We start from the raw sequence: 16,457 nt of genomic DNA, 5'->3' as shown, positions 1-16,457 counted from the left end.
TAAAAAAGAAGGTTCCTTAAGATCTGATATGACCTTAAAGAACCTCTGAGTATACATGTTAATTTACAGCTGCGGGAGTAGCGGAAGGCGTACAGTGTTCTGGAGCTTCGTGTTCAATAAGTCCATGTTTCTCCCAAGCTCGGCTTTTCCAACGGAAATACATAATGACGGCTCTCACCCACTCGTCCACCGCAGTGGCAATCCACACGCCGGCTAACCCGAGATCAAGTTGGAACACCAGGAAATAACCAAGAGGTAAGCTCATGCAGACCATAGAGATCAGTCCCATATATACAGGGAATTTGGCATCGCCCGAGGCGCGTAAAGAGTTAATGATAACCAGATTGGTTGTGCGCCCGGTTTCCAGGAAGAAGCTAAGCAATATGACCTGCGCCCCCATCCTAATGATGTTCTCATTGTCTGTGAAAAGCCCGAATAGCGGTACCCGGAAGAAAATCACCACAGCATCTATTATTACGGTAACCAGCAGCGCCCACTTTACACTGGTGAATACACGCTTATAGGCTTCATCAGGGCGTCTAGCTCCCACGAGATGTCCTACAACGATGGAAGTTCCCATAGAGACAGCTACACTGAATAAATAAATATAATTGGAAATATTAAGCGCGTACTGGCGAGTAGCCATAGCTTCAGCGCCTAAATAAGTAATATAGAGTGTGAATACAAGCTGGCATGATTGATAAGTGATGGATTCAAAAGCAGACGGGATGCCAATTTTGAGAATTTGCAGCACGTATTTTTTAGAAAGATGAATGTAATAGGTTACTTTCACCCGTACCTCCATCACTCTGTAGAGCAGCAGGAAGAAAAGGATCAGGCAGATAAATCGACTCATCACTGTTGAGATAGCCGCACCCTCCACACCTAACGCCGGAAGTCCGAAATGACCATAAATGAGCAGGTAGTTGCCCACCACGTGAATAATGTTCATCAGCAAGGATACGACCATCGTCTGTTTGGTGAAACCGTGAGTACGGATAGTGGTCGCCAGAGCATTGATTAATGCTTGCAGAAAAATACCGCCCCCAACAATATTCATATAGGCTTTGGCGTAAATGAGGATATCCCCTTTTACATTCAGCGCAGTCAGTAGCGTCCCTCCGAATATCAGCAAAAACGTACTTAGAAGAATGCCGACTAACAGGTTTAGGGTAATGGCATTGCCGGTCACTTGAGCGGCTTCCAGAGGTTTTTTGGAACCGAGATATTGGGAGACCACAATAGCTGCACCGTTACCAATTACACTGAGGACTAAAATTGCTATCGCAATGATCTGATTCGCTGCGCCGACACCAGACACGGCATCGTCGGACACTGAACTGATCATAAAAGTATCCACACTACCCATGAGCATAAAGAGGAATAGCTCGAGGAAAATCGGCCAGGTCAGTTTGACCAGGTTGAATTCCTGGTGATTATTTTGCTTCATTGTGCACCTTCTTATATTATGATGTACTTCCTAAAATTTCATAAACAAACTGTAATATTAGCACAGCTTTCATGGAAATGCAGTATTTTTACAGAAAAATGACAAAACGTTTTTAATTTAGGTCGAAAAGAGCCCTTTAACCGCGCATTAGTATCCTCCAGGTAACTACATCACAATAAAGTGCCTACTTCCCTAGAGGGATGTAAGGAACTACAATTTGTACATGACTTACTAAAATATATTAATGAGGAGTGCAAATAAATATGAAATTACAATTAGCGTTGGATTTAGTGGACATTGCGGGAGCGAAAGAGGTTGTCTCAAAAGTTGCCGAATTTATAGATATCGTTGAAATTGGAACACCTATCGTTATAAATGAAGGTTTGCATGCAGTGAAAGCAATTAAAGAGGCTTTTCCTGCTTTGACTGTGTTGGCAGATTTGAAAATCATGGACGCAGGTGGATATGAAGTGATGAAGGCCGTGGAAGCGGGCGCGGATATCGTTACTGTACTTGGTGTTTCTGATGATTCTACCATTAGAGGTGCAGTGGAGGAAGCGAAGAAAACCAATAAAGAGATTCTAGTTGATCTGATCAATGTGAAGGATATCCAAACAAGAGCGGCTGAAGTAGACGCACTTGGCGTAGACTATATCTGTGTGCACTCTGGATATGACCATCAAGCGGAAGGTAAAAATTCTTTTGCAGATTTAAATGCGATTAAGAGTGTGGTTAAGCAGGCAAAAACAGCTATCGCTGGAGGGATCAAGCTAAGCACACTTCCAGAAGTGATCGCCGCGAACCCTGATCTTGTCATCGTTGGCGGAGGCATCACAGGTGAAGCGGATCAAAAGGCTGCCGCAGCAGAAATGAAACGTCTAGTTAGTCAGGCTTAAGATTACAATGGATACAATGAAATACGCGCAGCAAATTATAGAGGAGCTCCAGCGCTCCATATCTCAGCTTGATGAAGAAGAGACTGAGCGAATGGCTGAGCTGCTGCTTCAGTCCAACAAGATCTTCGTGGCTGGAGCGGGCAGATCTGGATTGATGGGACGGGCCTTTGCTATGCGGTTAATGCATGTTGGTAAAGAGGCTTATGTTGTAGGCGAAACGGTGACTCCGGGGATTGAACAGGGGGATGTGTTAGTCCTCGGTTCCGGTTCCGGTGAGACGAAAGGGTTGATCTCTATGGCTGAGAAAGCCAAAGGGGTGGGTGCAGAAGTTGTTGCCGTTACCATTGCGCCGGATTCGACGGTTGGACGTTTAGCGGGCTACACAGTGAAACTGCCGGGATCTCCAAAAGATCCGGCCAGTGGAAGCTACAGCACGATCCAGCCGATGGCTTCTTTATTCGAACAGACGATGTTGGTCTTTTATGATGCTATTATTCTGCGAATGATGGAGAAGACGGGGCAGACGAATCAGCAAATGTTCGGCAAGCATGCTAATTTAGAGTGAACGTACAGAAACGAATGCCTTCCTATAAGGAGGTTATTCGTTTTTGTGTTAGTATGATAACAGGAGAGAGGAGGCACTTTAGGAATGGCAACCGAGATTAAAGATCGCATAAACTTGAAGGAAATTAACTGTGAGAAGGAATTAACGCTTGCGGTGATCGGAGGGAAATGGAAGCTGATTATCCTCTGGCATCTTGGGCTTGAAGGGACAAAGCGGTTCAGCGAGCTGAAAAAGCTAATTCCTCATATCACGCAAAAAATGTTGACCAATCAGCTTCGCGAGCTTGAAGAGGACCAGTTGGTTCTAAGAAAAGTTTACGCTGAGGTTCCACCAAAAGTAGAGTATTCCCTGACTTCATACGGCCAAAGTCTGCTTCCCGTCCTTCGATTGATGTACGATTGGGGTAAGAATTACGGAGAAAACGTGATCTGGAAGGACACGCCGCCGGAAGAAAGATGCTAATCGAATAGTCTAAGAACATTAATAATCCCTGAGAGGTCTGGATCGGCCTCTACAGGGATTTTTGGTGTTTTAAAGGAGTGATGCGGATAATGCTTTAGGCTTTCTGTTCGAATAGCTTAGCAATCTCCACGATAACATTTACCGCTTTTACCATATTGTCCGCAGACGCATATTCGAATTTGCCATGGAAATTCTCGCCTCCGGTGAAAATATTAGGTGTCGGCAAGCCCATGTAGGAAAGCTGCGAGCCATCTGTACCTCCGCGAATCGGGCGGATGATCGGTGTGATGTTAAGGTTCTCCATCGCCTCATGGGCAATATCGACGATATGACGCACAGGCTCGATTTTTTCGCGCATATTGTAATATTGGTCCTTCATTTCAAGCACGATGTTCTCTTCGCCATGGATGCTTTTGAATTCTTCTACGACAGCTGAGAGATAAGCTTTACGTGCCTCGAATTTCTCACGGTCGAAGTCGCGGATGATATATTGCAGCTTGCTGAATTCAGGTGTGCCTTCTATAGAGCTTAGGTGATAAAAGCCATCATAACCGTCTGTATATTCGGGCGCTTCCTCAGCAGGGAGTCTGAGATGAAGTGCCATGGCGATTTTGGCGGAATGAATCATCTTTCCTTTTGCAGTACCAGGGTGAACATTAACGCCGTAGACTGAGATTTTAGCAGACGCAGCATTAAAGCTTTCATACTCTAATTCTCCGAGTGGACCTCCGTCTACAGTGTAAGCATAGGAAGCATTAAAAGCGGCTACGTCAAATTTATGAGGCCCGCGGCCGATTTCTTCGTCTGGTGTGAAGGCAACTCTAATCTTGCCGTGTTTGATTTCTGGATGTTGAATGAGGTAATGCATGGCGGTCATAATCTCAGCAATACCGGCTTTATTATCTGCGCCAAGCAGGGTCGTGCCATCAGTTGTAATTAAGGTGTGGCCTTTGTATTCCGCCAGCTCCGGAAAGCTCGCTGTGGACAATACAACATTCAGCTCTTTATTCAAAAGAATATCTTGACCATCATAGTTCTCGATAATCTGTGGCTTCACATTCGTTCCGGTAAAATCAGTCGCCGTATCCAAATGGGCTAAAAAACCAATGGTCGGAACATCCTTGTCCGTATTCGCAGGGAGTGTCGCCATAACATAGCCATGCTCGTCCACCTGGACTTCCTCCATGCCGATCTCCTTAAGCTCTTCAACCAGCTTGTGGGCCAGAACCATCTGTCCCGGAGTGGATGGGCAAGTCTCATTATCTTCATTCGATTGGGTATCCATTTGTGCATACGAAATAAACCGTTCTACAACCTCTTTCTTCACCTTGGGTCATCTCCTCTTTACTATTGTATATATATAGTATCACTTTCCATATAAGGTCTCATCCCTGAGGAAGAAGATTGAGGTAATATTTAGGTTTAATGCGGTAATATTTCTTGTTTCACTAACTTCGCTGAAAGTAAATAACGGTCCGGTGCAGATCCCACATATGAAAAGGGATAACAGGTAATCAACGTGAGGATGGCCTTATCACTTGGCTTTATAGCACCACGTTCGTCCCCGTCAACAATTGTGCTGCCTGTTACTTCATAGGTAAAAGTCCCGTCCGTACTTTCCAGCTCGATAAGATCTCCAGCCACGAGTTCTCCCAGATTACGGAACACTGTATCGCGGTGGCCTGCGAGCACACTATTGCCGGTGGCACCGATAGCTGCGCTGCCTTTATAATGTCCGGCTCCCTTTTTTAGCTCGGGGCTTTCCGTGCCTTCTAGCACTGCGATCTTTTTGTTTAATTTGGGGAAACGAATCTCTCCTATGATTTCACCTTCTGTATAGGAATGAGCGGGGGGCGGCTGTTCCTTGGCTGAACTGACCATTCCCAAGGGAAGAGGGGTTTCTTCGGCAGAACGGGAGTGGGCGACTGTTTCCTCCCTCTTTTTTGCCCAATCATTTAAAGCCTGTTTAGCTTCGATCGGTGCTTTGACCACCTGTACAACCGAGTAAATCAACACAACTAAAGAGAGTATGAAGATTAGCTTCACGGCTAGCAAGACACCATTACGCTCCTTCATACTCTCTCACCTCCAGACTTATGCTGCAAAATGTGGTTATTTCTTCGATTTCAATCTGCGCATGATAATCACGCTGAGTACCGCAATGGCTAAGCTGGCAAGAATCAAGTTATACCAAGGCTCAGCGGTATTCGGAAGCTTGTTGCCAACCTCTGGTGCCCCCAGTGGAAGCTCATCATCAGGCAAGGCGATTTCATTGCTTGGCTGCGGTGTTGCGCTGGTAGTTTGGCTGCCAGCACTTGGTGATGCTGTTGGCTCATTATCGCCTCCACCCAGTGGGATCGGTGCTTCAGTAACACTAATTTCATCTACTACTGTTGAAGCTGTAGGTGTTGGCGATGGTGTTGGTGTCGTTGATTGCCCTGGTGTGGCGACTGCCGTTGCAGTTGGTGAAGCGGTAGTTGTCGGTGAATCTGTTGGTGTCGTGGTTGGTGATGCTGTTGCTGTCGGCGAAGCTTCAGGTGTAGCTGTAGCCGTGGCAGTAGGTGTCGAAGTTGGCTCTATTGTAGGCGTAGTAGTCGCTGTCGGTGTTGGCTCAGGTGTAGGCTGAGCTGTGGCCGTTGCTGTCGGTGAAGGACTAGGTTCAGCGGATGGCTCCGGTCCTCCAGAAGCGGAGAACTCAAAGGCTACAGTTGTGGTTTTACCTTGATATTCGTTCCCTGCTTCCCACGGGAAAATTACATCCATTTGGATTACACTTTGTTCTCCCCCGGCAAGTGAACCGATGGTAACTCTTCCGGCAGCCTCGCTCATCACCCCTGAATAGATGATTACTCCCTCTTTTTCGAGTGTCATTTGGAGAATATCGTATAATTCTGCGTCTCCAGAGATGAATTTGAAGTCCACATAGTAATTAAAGCCCTCACTACCTGCATTAATAATTGTGTATTCTGAGTTCGTTTCATCACCAGGCTGCATATTGTTCATGGTGGTTGTGCTCGTCGTATGCGAATTCACCGTAAGCTTAATGGTATCTTGCGCACTAACTCCGCCAGCATGCCAGATGACTCCTGCTAGAATAGTCAGGATATAAGCAGCTATGAAAGCCGAGCGATATTTCTTCTTCACTTTACTCGCTCCTTTCTCCTGAACCCCATATTAAATTTTGTAGACATCATTTGCGGGTTTCCGGCAAATTCTTCTTTTCTAATCGTATTTTCCATCAAACATTGTCGAAATAAGTAGTATCTCACAGAACCACTTTTTTTGTGCGCATGCAGGAATCTCCGTGAAAGCGGAAGGAGAGGATAGAGATCTACCGTCAATTCGTTCGTTATAGCGAATAACTAAAGTATAAACAAAATAATATCTAAACAAAAATGGGATATTAGAAGAAAATTCATCATATTTGATCAAATATCAGTTATATTAATGGATTTACAGCAGTTTTCTCTATTTAACTCTTTATTTTTATATAATTCATTGTTTTAATTGTGTTTTATTGAGAACGATTATGAATGCAAAATAAAAAGGCAAGACATACATCTGGAATAGGGCTCAAACCCCGATACCAGACCTATCGTCTTGCCTTAATTATGATGATAAATTAGATTTCCTTCATAGCTTCGGCTACAATCTCATAAGAGCGTAGACGAGCGTTATGATCATAAATTCCACCAGAAACAATCAATTCATCGGCCTGTGTCTCTTGCAGAATTTCTTGAAGCCGTTCTTTAATTGCTGCTTTATCACCAGCGAAAGAGTAACGCTGCTTCTCAAGCATGGCTGCTTTTTCTTGCATCGTCCATAGCCCCTCCATACTATCAACCGGTGGTTGTAACTTCCCCGTACGTCCGCGGATGATATTAAGGAATTGCTGCTGCTGCGAGGTAGCCAGTCGTCTTGCCTCATTCACAGTATCGGCCGCTGTAATGCCAACTCCGACCATCACATAAGGCTTGTCTAGTGCTGCTGAAGGACGGAAATTGCTATGATAGATGTGTAAGGCCTGTAGTAAATACTCTGGTGCGAAATGGCTGGCGAAAGCAAAAGGTAAACCTAGTTTTCCTGCCAGCTGAGCACTAAAACCGCTGGAGCCCAGCAGCCAGATGGGGATATTCAAGCCTTCACCGGGAACCGCACGAACTCCGGCCGGTCGTGATCCTGCACCTGCAGGATCGAAGTAGGCTCTGAGCTCACTTAACTGCTCGGGGAAGTCACTGCCGTCGCTTCCGAGACCACGGCGTAGCGCACGGGAAGCCGGTTGATCCGATCCCGGGGCTCTGCCCAGTCCTAAATCAATCCGTCCTGGATATAGGGATTCGAGGGTCCCGAATTGTTCAGCAATGACAAGTGGTGCGTGGTTGGACAACATGATGCCTCCAGAGCCTACGCGTATGCTTTTTGTGCCGCCAGCAATGTGGCCAATTAAGAGTGAGGTAGCAGAACTGGCAACACCAATCATGTTGTGATGCTCAGCAAACCAATACCGGTGATAGCCCCATGCCTCAGCATGTTGAGCTAAAGCTAAAGAGTTATGAAAAGAGTCTGCCGCTGTGCCACCCTCCACAATAGAGGCTAAGTCCAGTACGGAGAATCGAATATCGCGCTGTTGCTTCAATGTAATCCCTCCTATAATAAACGCTCAGATAGTCTAGAGCAGTATTTGTAGCTGCGAATAATGCTACTCGCCTAGTATACCATGTAATAAAACTATATACACACTTTAAGTAAGTTATACGCACTTTGTAATGTTTAGATAAGGAATAAGTATGTCTTTTAAATAAAATGTAAGCGCTTTAAAAAATCTGTTGTTATTTCTTAACGGGCTTGCTATAATCACATCGAAAAGTTACCTGAAAAAAAGGAAGTTATCGTTATGAAGCCAACCATAAGAGATGTTGCCAGAATGGCGGAGGTGTCGATCAGCACCGTATCGCGTGTTATGAATGCACCGAATACGGTCGTAGAGAGCAAACGGAATCGAGTGATGGAGGCTGTAGAACGTTTGCAATATCAACCAAATGCGTTTGCACGGGGCCTGATCTACAAGAAGTCTTTTACACTGGGCCTGCTGATTCCGGATATTGAGAACCTGTATTTCGCAGGGGTTATTCGGGGAATGCAGGATGCATGCATCAAGCTTGGATACAGTTTAATGATCTGCAATACGGACCGCGACAAAGAACGGATGTTGTCTTACATTGATAACTTCCATGAGAAGCAGGTGGATGGGATCGTGTTCGCCAGTGATGTCCTTTATCCTGAGACACATGACAAATTAGTCGGTTGTAGAATTCCTTTTGTGTTGGTATCCTCGCATTCTGATGAGTACGACATTCCATCTGTGGAGGTAGATGATGAACAGGCGGCTTACGATGCGGTAAAGTTTCTGATTGATTTAGGGCATAAGGACATTGGCATGATTGGTTTTAACCATGATAACTCCGTATCCGGCCCGCCTCGTTATGAGGGTTTTGTAAGAGCGTTAACAGAGTTTGGACTACAACAGAATATTGTGAAGAGCAAGTATGCCAATCACCGGTTCGAACACGCTTATCAAGCGGCGCATGAGTTGTTTACTGATTATCCCGAGCTGACTGCCGTTTTCTGTGTTGCTGACGAATTTGCAATGGGGACGATTTCTTATCTGAAGGATCGTAATATTCTAGTTCCGGGGCAGGTATCTGTGATTGGATTTGATAATTTGCGTATGTCGAGTATGTTCATTCCAAAGCTGACCACAATTGCACAGCCGATTTATGAGTTAGGTTATCGGGCGGCGGAGATGCTGCATGAATTGCTCACAACAGGTGGTGTCCAGGTATTGAATGAAAAGATGGAGCATAAGCTGATTGTGCGGGAATCCACGCGGGAAAAATAAAGGCCCTTTATTTTTGTGACCTTCTTCTGAAAAGCTTTTCAGAGCTGTGTATCGGTCTTAATTAAAATTTAAATGTTAGGATAGAAAATAGTATGAATTCTTATGAAAAACATCTCATTTTCCGATTGGAAACGGTTACTAATTATGATAATATAAAAAATGTAAGCGCTATTATTAAATTACATTTGTGATGGAGTTTGATTTTAGGATATTTACCTGTCTTCTGAAAAGCTTTGCAAGGAGGTGATCTGCTACAAGCTGCTAATACATGCCAGGGTGCCCGGATGATTGAATAAGATGTTATCTCTATAACCATTAAAGGGGATGTACAAAAGATGAAGAAGATCTCAGGACGTAAAAAGTCGTTGGCTTTAGTACTGTGTTTATCCTTCACAATGACGCTGAGCGCATGCGGCGGAGGCAACAATAATGCGGCGCCTACAGATCCACCGGCGGCAACAGTCAGCCCAACAGCAGATAACACCGAGAAAGCGACAAACACACCTAGTGCTGAACCTTCGGGTTCCCCGTTAGATTTAGCGATGAAAGGTGAATATAAAGGGACTAAAGTAACAATGTTTGGCCCCTTCGTAGATGCTGACCAAGTGAAATTTGAGAGCAGCATTAAAGAATTTGAAGAGAAGACAGGGATCGATATTCAATACGAGGGCTCCAAGGAGTTCGAAGCTACAATAAATATTCGTGTGGACGGCGGTAATGCTCCTGATATCGCTGACTTCCCGCAGCCGGGACTGCTGGCGTCGATTGCTAAGACGGGCAAGGTTATCGATTTGACCAGCGTGCTGGATCAAGATAAATTGACGGCTAATTACAACAAGAGCTGGCTCGATATGTCTACGATGGACGGAAAAGACGGGAAGATCATGGCGGGGATTTGGAACCGCAGTAATGTAAAAAGCTTGGTATGGTATCCAAAGAAACAATTTGATGATGCAGGCTACAAGGTTCCTGAAACTTGGGATGAGCTGATGGCGCTGACGGAACAAATTGCTAAGGATGGCGATCCTGCCTGGGCTATTGGCATTGAGAGCGGTGCTGCAACGGGTTGGCCAGCAACAGACTGGGTCGAAAATATAATGCTTCGTACGACTACGCCTGAGAACTACGATAAATGGGTAAAAGGTGAACTGCCATTTACTTCACCAGAAGTAAAAAATGCTGTTGAAATCATGTCTAAAATTTGGCTCAACAAGGATTATGTTTACGGTGGCGCTAAGTCCATCGTGACGACATCCTTCGGGGATGCCCCAGCGCCAATGTTCACTGATCCGCCTAAAGCCTGGTTTAATATGCTTGGTAACTTTATTACAAGCTTCTTCCCTGAAACGGCAAAGGTTGATCAGGATTATGATTGGTTCTACTTGCCACCAATTGATGCGCAATATGGTAAACCAGTGCTGGTTGCAGGTGATATTTACGCTATGTTCAACGATCGTCCAGAGGTTCGTGCAGTCATGGAGTTCTTCACCACTGGAGAGTCGATTAAGAGCTGGGTACAATCTGGCGGCGTAATTGCTCCTATGAATGATGCTTCCCTTGATTGGTATACCTCTGAATCCGATCGCCGGATGGCGAAGTTGGTTCAGGATGCTTCCACACTGCGTTTTGATGGCTCTGACCTGATGCCGGGTAAAGTGGGTGCAGGCACCTTCTGGAAAGGGATGACCGACTATGTGAGCGGTACAGCGACACTGGATCAAGCCTTGGAACAAATCCAGTCCGGCTGGAACAACTAACCTAATATTTAAAGCGCACAGTAAAAAGAGGGGCAGTGGGAAAAGAGGAATGTCTGCCCCTCTTTTTGTTTTCTAACTAGTGAGTTCGATGCTTATGATAAGAGTTTTGCTCCGCAAAACTTATAGGAGGAGCTGGAGCTAATATGGGTGCACAATCACAGCCACAGCCACAAATGCCAACACAACCACAAGCTAGGCCAACCGTCAGCCTGAAGGCGGTAATGCTGTCCCTAGTAGTGTTGTTAGCGAATATTGTTGTTAACGGCGCAATCTTTTTATTCTTCCGGGATTCCACATTAAATCCGCTGCTAACAGCGGTTCTGGCTGTCCTCTGGGGAGTTCTAGGTGTTTATCTGATTTACTATACACTGACTTGGGCGGTTGAGCAGTACCCTGATCATATCCGGCGAAAGGTGCTGCCTTATATCTTTATTGGTCCGGCAGTGATTATTCTGGGCTGGTTACTGGTCCTGCCTGCGCTGCGAACATTATATTTGAGCTTTTTTAATGCTTCTTCAGAAAAATTTGTGGGCCTGAGCAATTATGCAGCGATCTTTAGCGATCATCTGATGGCAACGGCATTGCGTAACAATTTACTTTGGGTATTCGTCGGTACGCTGGCCTGTGTAGCATTCGGGCTCTTAATTGCTATTCTTGCCGATCGCAGCAGCTATGAGAAAATTGCCAAATCGATCATCTTTATGCCGATGGCGATTTCCTTTGTAGCGGCAGGAGTCATTTGGAAATTCGTATATTACTATCAACCGGGCGACGAACAAATCGGGCTGTTGAACGCAATCGTTACTTATTTTGGGGGAGAACCCCAAGCCTGGACGAGTATGCTTCAGCCGTGGAATAACTTTTTCCTCATTATCATTTTGATCTGGATGCAGACTGGATTTGCAATGGTGATTTTCTCGGCGGCAATCAAAGGGGTTCCTGACGACATTTTGGAAGCTGCACGAGTGGATGGAGCAAATGAGGTGAAGATTTTCTTTGGAATCATGATTCCATATATTTCATCAACCATTCTGACAGTGACAACGACCATTATCGTCTTTACGTTGAAAATATTTGACGTCGTCATGGTGATGACAGGAGGTCAATACGATACAGAGGTTGTTGCTACACAGTTCTACCGGCAATTCTTTATGTACCGTAATTTCGGCTACGGCTCCACGCTGGCTATTGTTCTACTGATCGCGGTGCTGCCTGTAATCATAATCAATCTACGTCAGTTCCGTAAGCAGGGGGGATTCTAATGGCTGGCAAAAAGAAGAGAAAAGGCAGCAAAACGGTTGTAAATATCGTGCTGGGTGTGATCTGTTTTATTTGGCTGCTTCCGACTCTTGGGCTATTCATTTCCTCCTTCCGTCCGGCTGCTGACATTCTGCAGACTGGATGGTGGAAAGCTTTTCCCCATCAGGAGTGGAAGGCTGGAGAGACGATTCAGCTATCCAAGGATGTGGATCTTCGGGAGCCAATTGAGGTGAACGGTAAAACTTATACAGATGATGAGCTGAAGGCTGGCGTGAAGGCTGATGGCAGCCGGCTTATGTGGGAGAATCGTAGAGCACGTACCGTAAATGAACAGATACAAGGTTGGAAGATGACACCGGATCTCACGCTGGATAACTATAATAATGTGCTTTCCGGTAAGGAATACAAGCTGAAACAGGCTGATGGCAGTGAAACGGTGCAAAAAGGCTCCGGATTGTCACAGGCCTTCTGGAATACGCTAACGATCGCTGTTCCAGCAACAGTTATTCCGGTGTTGATCGCTTCTTTTGCTGCATATGCTTTTGCCTGGCTGCGGTTTCCTGGGCGCAAAATTCTTTTTGTCATCATTATTGCAATGCTCGTCATTCCGATACAGGTTGCGCTTATTCCAGTGCTTAAGGATTATACCGCACTTGGGCTAAACGGAAGTTATCTGGGAATTTGGCTGGCGCATACGGCTTTTGGATTACCGCTGGTTACGTACTTTATGTACAACTTTATCAGTCAATTGCCGAAGGATTTGTTCGAATCGGCTTTCATGGATGGGGCAAGTCATTTCACTATATTCAGCAGGCTAATTCTGCCTCTATCAGTGCCAGCACTGGCTTCTATCGGGATCTTCCAATTCCTATGGGTGTGGAATGACTATTTAGTCTCATTGATTTTTATCGGCAATCAACCGTCTGTGCAAGTTATGTCGATGAAAATTGCCGATTTAGTAGGCTCACGAGGCAACGATTGGCATTTACTTACTTCGGCTGCATTTATCTCCATGCTGATGCCGCTCGCTATTTTTTTCCTGCTGCAAAAGTATTTCGTCAGAGGGCTTATGGGTGGGTCGGTGAAAGGTTAATGATTTAGAACCCGAATGAAACTGTGATCAGGGGGAGCTTAGAGAGATGAAGATGAAACCATACGTACATCCGGCGGTGGTATATCCTTACCGGGAGTGGAGTCTTGATGAGGAAGCTTATAGTGAAGAGAACAATCAAAGAAGCGAGAGTATTTTTGCTCTTGGCAATGGATATATTGGCATGCGCGGTAATTTCGAAGAAGGTTACCACGGCAGCTCAGGCTCGTCTGTAACAGGCAATTATTTGAATGGTTTTTTTGATTCGGAGCCCATTGTATATCCAGAGGGAGCCTACGGATATCCATCCCGCAATCAAGCGATGCTGAACGTAACAGATGCCAAGATTATTGAACTGAGTATTGAAGGGCAGACCTTTCAGTTAAACAGTGGGCAAGTGCACCATTATGAACGAAAGCTGGATATGCGAAGCGGGGTTCTGCATCGGCAGGTAGATTGGGAATCTCCAGCTGGTCACCGGGTACACCTTCATATCCGGCGGATGGTGACTTTGCAGCACAAACATCTGGCGGCGATAGATTATGAGGTTAAAGCGCTGAATTTCAGCGGAGTGCTTACCTTCACTTCATCCATCGACGGCAAGATCCAAAAACCTAAGGTAACGGATGATCCCAGATTGGGCTCGGGAGGCAAGGAGCCCAGTCTGCTCCTGGAGGATACCGGTCATGAACCGGGACAGTCCTTCTTATGGATGAAGCAGCGGACGCGGCATACCCAGTTTGCCTTATTAACAGGGGTAAGTCATAAGCTCGATTCAAGATCTGAGGATAAAAGGACCGTGCAGCATGAGGGGCAGAAATTATCCATGCAGTTTGTCGTCCCGGTGGAGCGTGGGGAAAGCGTCTCACTAACCAAATATATCTCTTACCATACCTCTAAAGATTATCCGGAAGACGAACTACTCAGTAGAAGTACTGAAATATTACACTTAGCAGACCATAGCGGGTTTGAAGCGCTTGCCCAGGAACAGCAGGCTTATCTGGATCGATACTGGGCACATACGGATGTGGAGATTCATGGTGATCTTGCGCTTCAGCAGGGGATTCGCTTTAATGCTTTTCAACTGCTTCAATCCGTAGGCCGTGACGGGGTTACGAATATTGGGGCCAAGGGATTAACGGGTGAAGGATACGAAGGGCACTATTTCTGGGATACCGAGATGTATATGCTGCCCTTCTTTACGTTCACACAGCCGGAGATTAGCCGAAAGCTGCTCGAATTTCGTTATGCCACGTTAGACAAAGCACGGGAGCGTGCAGCGGTAATGTCGCAGAAGGGTGCCTTGTTCCCTTGGCGGACTATAGACGGGGCAGAGAACTCTGCGTATTTCCCGGCAGGCACGGCGCAAATGCATATTAATGCGGATATTGCGTATGCCATCAAGCAGTATGTACTGGCTACCGGAGATTATGATTTTTTGGTTACGAAGGGAGCGGAAATTTTATTCGAAACTTCCCGCTTTTGGTTGGACTTGGGGTACTTTAATCCGGCTAGGGGCGGTGCCTTTTGTATTGATGCAGTAACCGGTCCTGATGAATATACAGCTATTGTCAACAATAATGCATACACCAACTTTATGGTCCAGGATCAGCTTTATTATGCACACGAGATGGCAGGGATATTGTCTAAGCAGTATCCTGAGCATTTCGAACGTCTGAAGCAAAAAATCGGTCTGACTGGGCATGAGACATTAGTGTGGCTGGAAGCGGCGGACAAAATGTTTATCCCCTTTGATGAGGGACTTGGCATTTATGCTCAAGACGACACGTTTCTCTCCAAGAAAAAATGGGATTTCGAGCATACACCAGCCGATAAATATCCGCTGCTGCTCAACTACCATCCGTTGGTAATTTACCGGCATCAGGTGTTGAAACAGGCGGACTTGGTAATGGCGATGTTTCTGCTGGGTGACCAATTCAGCTTGGCGGATAAGATCCGGAATTATAATTATTATGAGCCGCTGACGACGCATGATTCTTCATTGTCACCGTGCATTCACAGTATAATATCTGCTGAGATTGGTGATTTGACGGGAGCCTATTCCTATTTTGACCGCACGGTACGGATGGACTTGGATGACATCAACCGCAACGTCAAGGATGGGCTGCATACTGCTGCTATGGCAGGCTCCTGGCTGTCGATTGTGAATGGTTTTGGTGGCATGCGCTTATGCGGCGGGATGTTATCATTTAATCCTAGTGTGCCAGCGCAGTGGGAGAGCTATCGGTTTAAAATAACAAGTGCTGGACAGCTATTGGATATTTTTGTGAGTGATACAGAAGTGATCTATACGCTGCTGGAGGGCGAAGAGCTTGAGATTATGCATAAGGGAAACCTTATACAGTTGTCTGCGCAGAAGCCGCTGAGGCTTTCGAATGTGAAGCAGCTTGAAGCTGTTATTTTCGAGCTGGACGGGATAATTACTGATACTGGAGAGTATCATTATGAGGCTTGGAAGGATCTGGCGGATGAGCTTGCACTTTCTTTTGATCGAGAGAAGCATAAGAGTCTCAAGGGCCTAAGTCGAATGGAATCTTTAGAAGTCATTCTGGAGAGTAGTGGACTGAATTTGCCGCAACCGGTAAAGGGAATGCTCTGCAACAAAAAGAACGAGAAGTACAGACAGCTTGTTCAGCAAATGACGCCTGCTGAGCTGTATCCGGGTATCCACAGCGTGTTGTCCGATTTACAGCAAAGAGGGATCGCTATCGGACTGGCCTCAGTTAATGAGAATGCGCTGCTGATTCTCGAACGCTTGCAGATCGGGCATTGGTTTCAGGCGGTGGCTGACCCTGGCAACTTGCGTAGAAGCAAGCCAGATCCAGAGATTCACTTGCAGGTTGCAGAGATGCTGGGCATATCCCCAGACTGCTGCGTGGCGATTGAGGATACCGAGGAGGGAATAGCCGCAATTAATGCTGCTGGTATGAAGTCAGTGGGAGCTGGAGTGGCGCTCGTGACCGAGACAGCGGATCTATGTCTGGCTTCCACCGCTGAGATAAGTGTTGAGAAATTGTTAGAGCTGTTTGCGTAGTTACCCTGATAAGCAGCAAACCT

General features: G+C 45.9%; 13 protein-coding genes. 8 read left to right on the top strand and 5 right to left on the bottom strand.

The features are described 5' to 3' along the window. Nucleotides 1-58: 58 nt before the first annotated feature. Nucleotides 59-1,450, bottom strand: a complete 1,392-nt coding sequence (locus NSS82_RS29125; protein WP_038573751.1) for an MATE family efflux transporter — start codon at nucleotides 1,448-1,450, stop codon at nucleotides 59-61. A 263-nt stretch (nucleotides 1,451-1,713) separates the two neighbouring features. Between NSS82_RS29125 and hxlA the strand changes: the two genes are divergently transcribed. The 3 genes from hxlA (at nucleotide 1,714) to NSS82_RS29110 (ending at nucleotide 3,373) form a co-directional block, all read left to right on the top strand. Beyond that, nucleotides 1,714-2,346 (top strand): 3-hexulose-6-phosphate synthase, encoded by a 633-nt coding sequence (hxlA, locus tag NSS82_RS29120; RefSeq protein WP_036682127.1) that lies wholly within the window; start codon nucleotides 1,714-1,716, stop codon nucleotides 2,344-2,346. A gap of 7 nt (nucleotides 2,347-2,353) precedes the next feature. Further along, the gene (gene hxlB, locus NSS82_RS29115) at nucleotides 2,354-2,911 is read left to right on the top strand and encodes a 6-phospho-3-hexuloisomerase (protein ID WP_036682124.1); all 558 of its coding nucleotides are present in this window, start codon (nucleotides 2,354-2,356) and stop codon (nucleotides 2,909-2,911) included. 84 nt (nucleotides 2,912-2,995) lie between these two features. Continuing rightward, complete coding sequence (locus NSS82_RS29110; RefSeq protein WP_036682121.1) at nucleotides 2,996-3,373, top strand: winged helix-turn-helix transcriptional regulator; 378 nt, start codon at nucleotides 2,996-2,998, stop codon at nucleotides 3,371-3,373. A 94-nt stretch (nucleotides 3,374-3,467) separates the two neighbouring features. On the opposite strand, the gene pepT is transcribed toward NSS82_RS29110, so the two are convergent. The 4 genes from pepT to NSS82_RS29090 all read right to left on the bottom strand — a co-directional run bounded on the left by pepT (nucleotide 3,468) and on the right by NSS82_RS29090 (nucleotide 8,009). Next, nucleotides 3,468-4,700 (bottom strand): peptidase T, encoded by a 1,233-nt coding sequence (gene pepT, locus NSS82_RS29105; protein WP_076099720.1) that lies wholly within the window; start codon nucleotides 4,698-4,700, stop codon nucleotides 3,468-3,470. Between the two features lie 95 nt (nucleotides 4,701-4,795). Next, nucleotides 4,796-5,449 (bottom strand): sortase, encoded by a 654-nt coding sequence (locus tag NSS82_RS29100; RefSeq protein WP_051491225.1) that lies wholly within the window; start codon nucleotides 5,447-5,449, stop codon nucleotides 4,796-4,798. Between the two features lie 36 nt (nucleotides 5,450-5,485). Further along, nucleotides 5,486-6,517 carry a hypothetical protein gene (locus NSS82_RS29095; protein WP_038573745.1) on the bottom strand — a complete coding sequence of 344 codons (1,032 nt, stop codon included), beginning with the start codon at nucleotides 6,515-6,517 and terminating at the stop codon, nucleotides 5,486-5,488. A gap of 478 nt (nucleotides 6,518-6,995) precedes the next feature. Further along, nucleotides 6,996-8,009 carry an LLM class flavin-dependent oxidoreductase gene (locus tag NSS82_RS29090; protein ID WP_081386650.1) on the bottom strand — a complete coding sequence of 338 codons (1,014 nt, stop codon included), beginning with the start codon at nucleotides 8,007-8,009 and terminating at the stop codon, nucleotides 6,996-6,998. Between the two features lie 258 nt (nucleotides 8,010-8,267). Between NSS82_RS29090 and NSS82_RS29085 the strand changes: the two genes are divergently transcribed. The 5 genes from NSS82_RS29085 to pgmB all read left to right on the top strand — a co-directional run bounded on the left by NSS82_RS29085 (nucleotide 8,268) and on the right by pgmB (nucleotide 16,434). Then, nucleotides 8,268-9,272 (top strand): LacI family DNA-binding transcriptional regulator, encoded by a 1,005-nt coding sequence (locus NSS82_RS29085; protein WP_036682112.1) that lies wholly within the window; start codon nucleotides 8,268-8,270, stop codon nucleotides 9,270-9,272. 335 nt (nucleotides 9,273-9,607) lie between these two features. Next, a complete protein-coding gene (locus tag NSS82_RS29080; protein WP_036682109.1) occupies nucleotides 9,608-11,029 on the top strand; it encodes an ABC transporter substrate-binding protein in 1,422 nt (473 codons plus the stop codon). Between the two features lie 143 nt (nucleotides 11,030-11,172). Next, entirely contained in the window at nucleotides 11,173-12,291 is a 1,119-nt protein-coding gene (locus NSS82_RS29075; RefSeq protein WP_232061475.1) for a carbohydrate ABC transporter permease, read from the top strand. Beyond that, nucleotides 12,291-13,382 carry a carbohydrate ABC transporter permease gene (locus NSS82_RS29070; protein WP_036682107.1) on the top strand — a complete coding sequence of 364 codons (1,092 nt, stop codon included), beginning with the start codon at nucleotides 12,291-12,293 and terminating at the stop codon, nucleotides 13,380-13,382. The genes NSS82_RS29075 and NSS82_RS29070 overlap by 1 nt, the downstream gene beginning before the upstream one ends. A 46-nt stretch (nucleotides 13,383-13,428) precedes the next feature. After that, nucleotides 13,429-16,434, top strand: coding sequence for a beta-phosphoglucomutase (gene pgmB / locus NSS82_RS29065; protein WP_081386649.1), 3,006 nt, complete (start codon nucleotides 13,429-13,431; stop codon nucleotides 16,432-16,434). The last annotated feature ends 23 nt before the right edge of the window (nucleotides 16,435-16,457 follow it).

The organism is Paenibacillus sp. FSL H7-0735 (assembly GCF_038008505.1).
Lineage (GTDB): Bacteria > Bacillota > Bacilli > Paenibacillales > Paenibacillaceae > Paenibacillus_AQ > Paenibacillus_AQ odorifer.
This window is presented reverse-complemented; position numbering and strand designations above follow the sequence as displayed.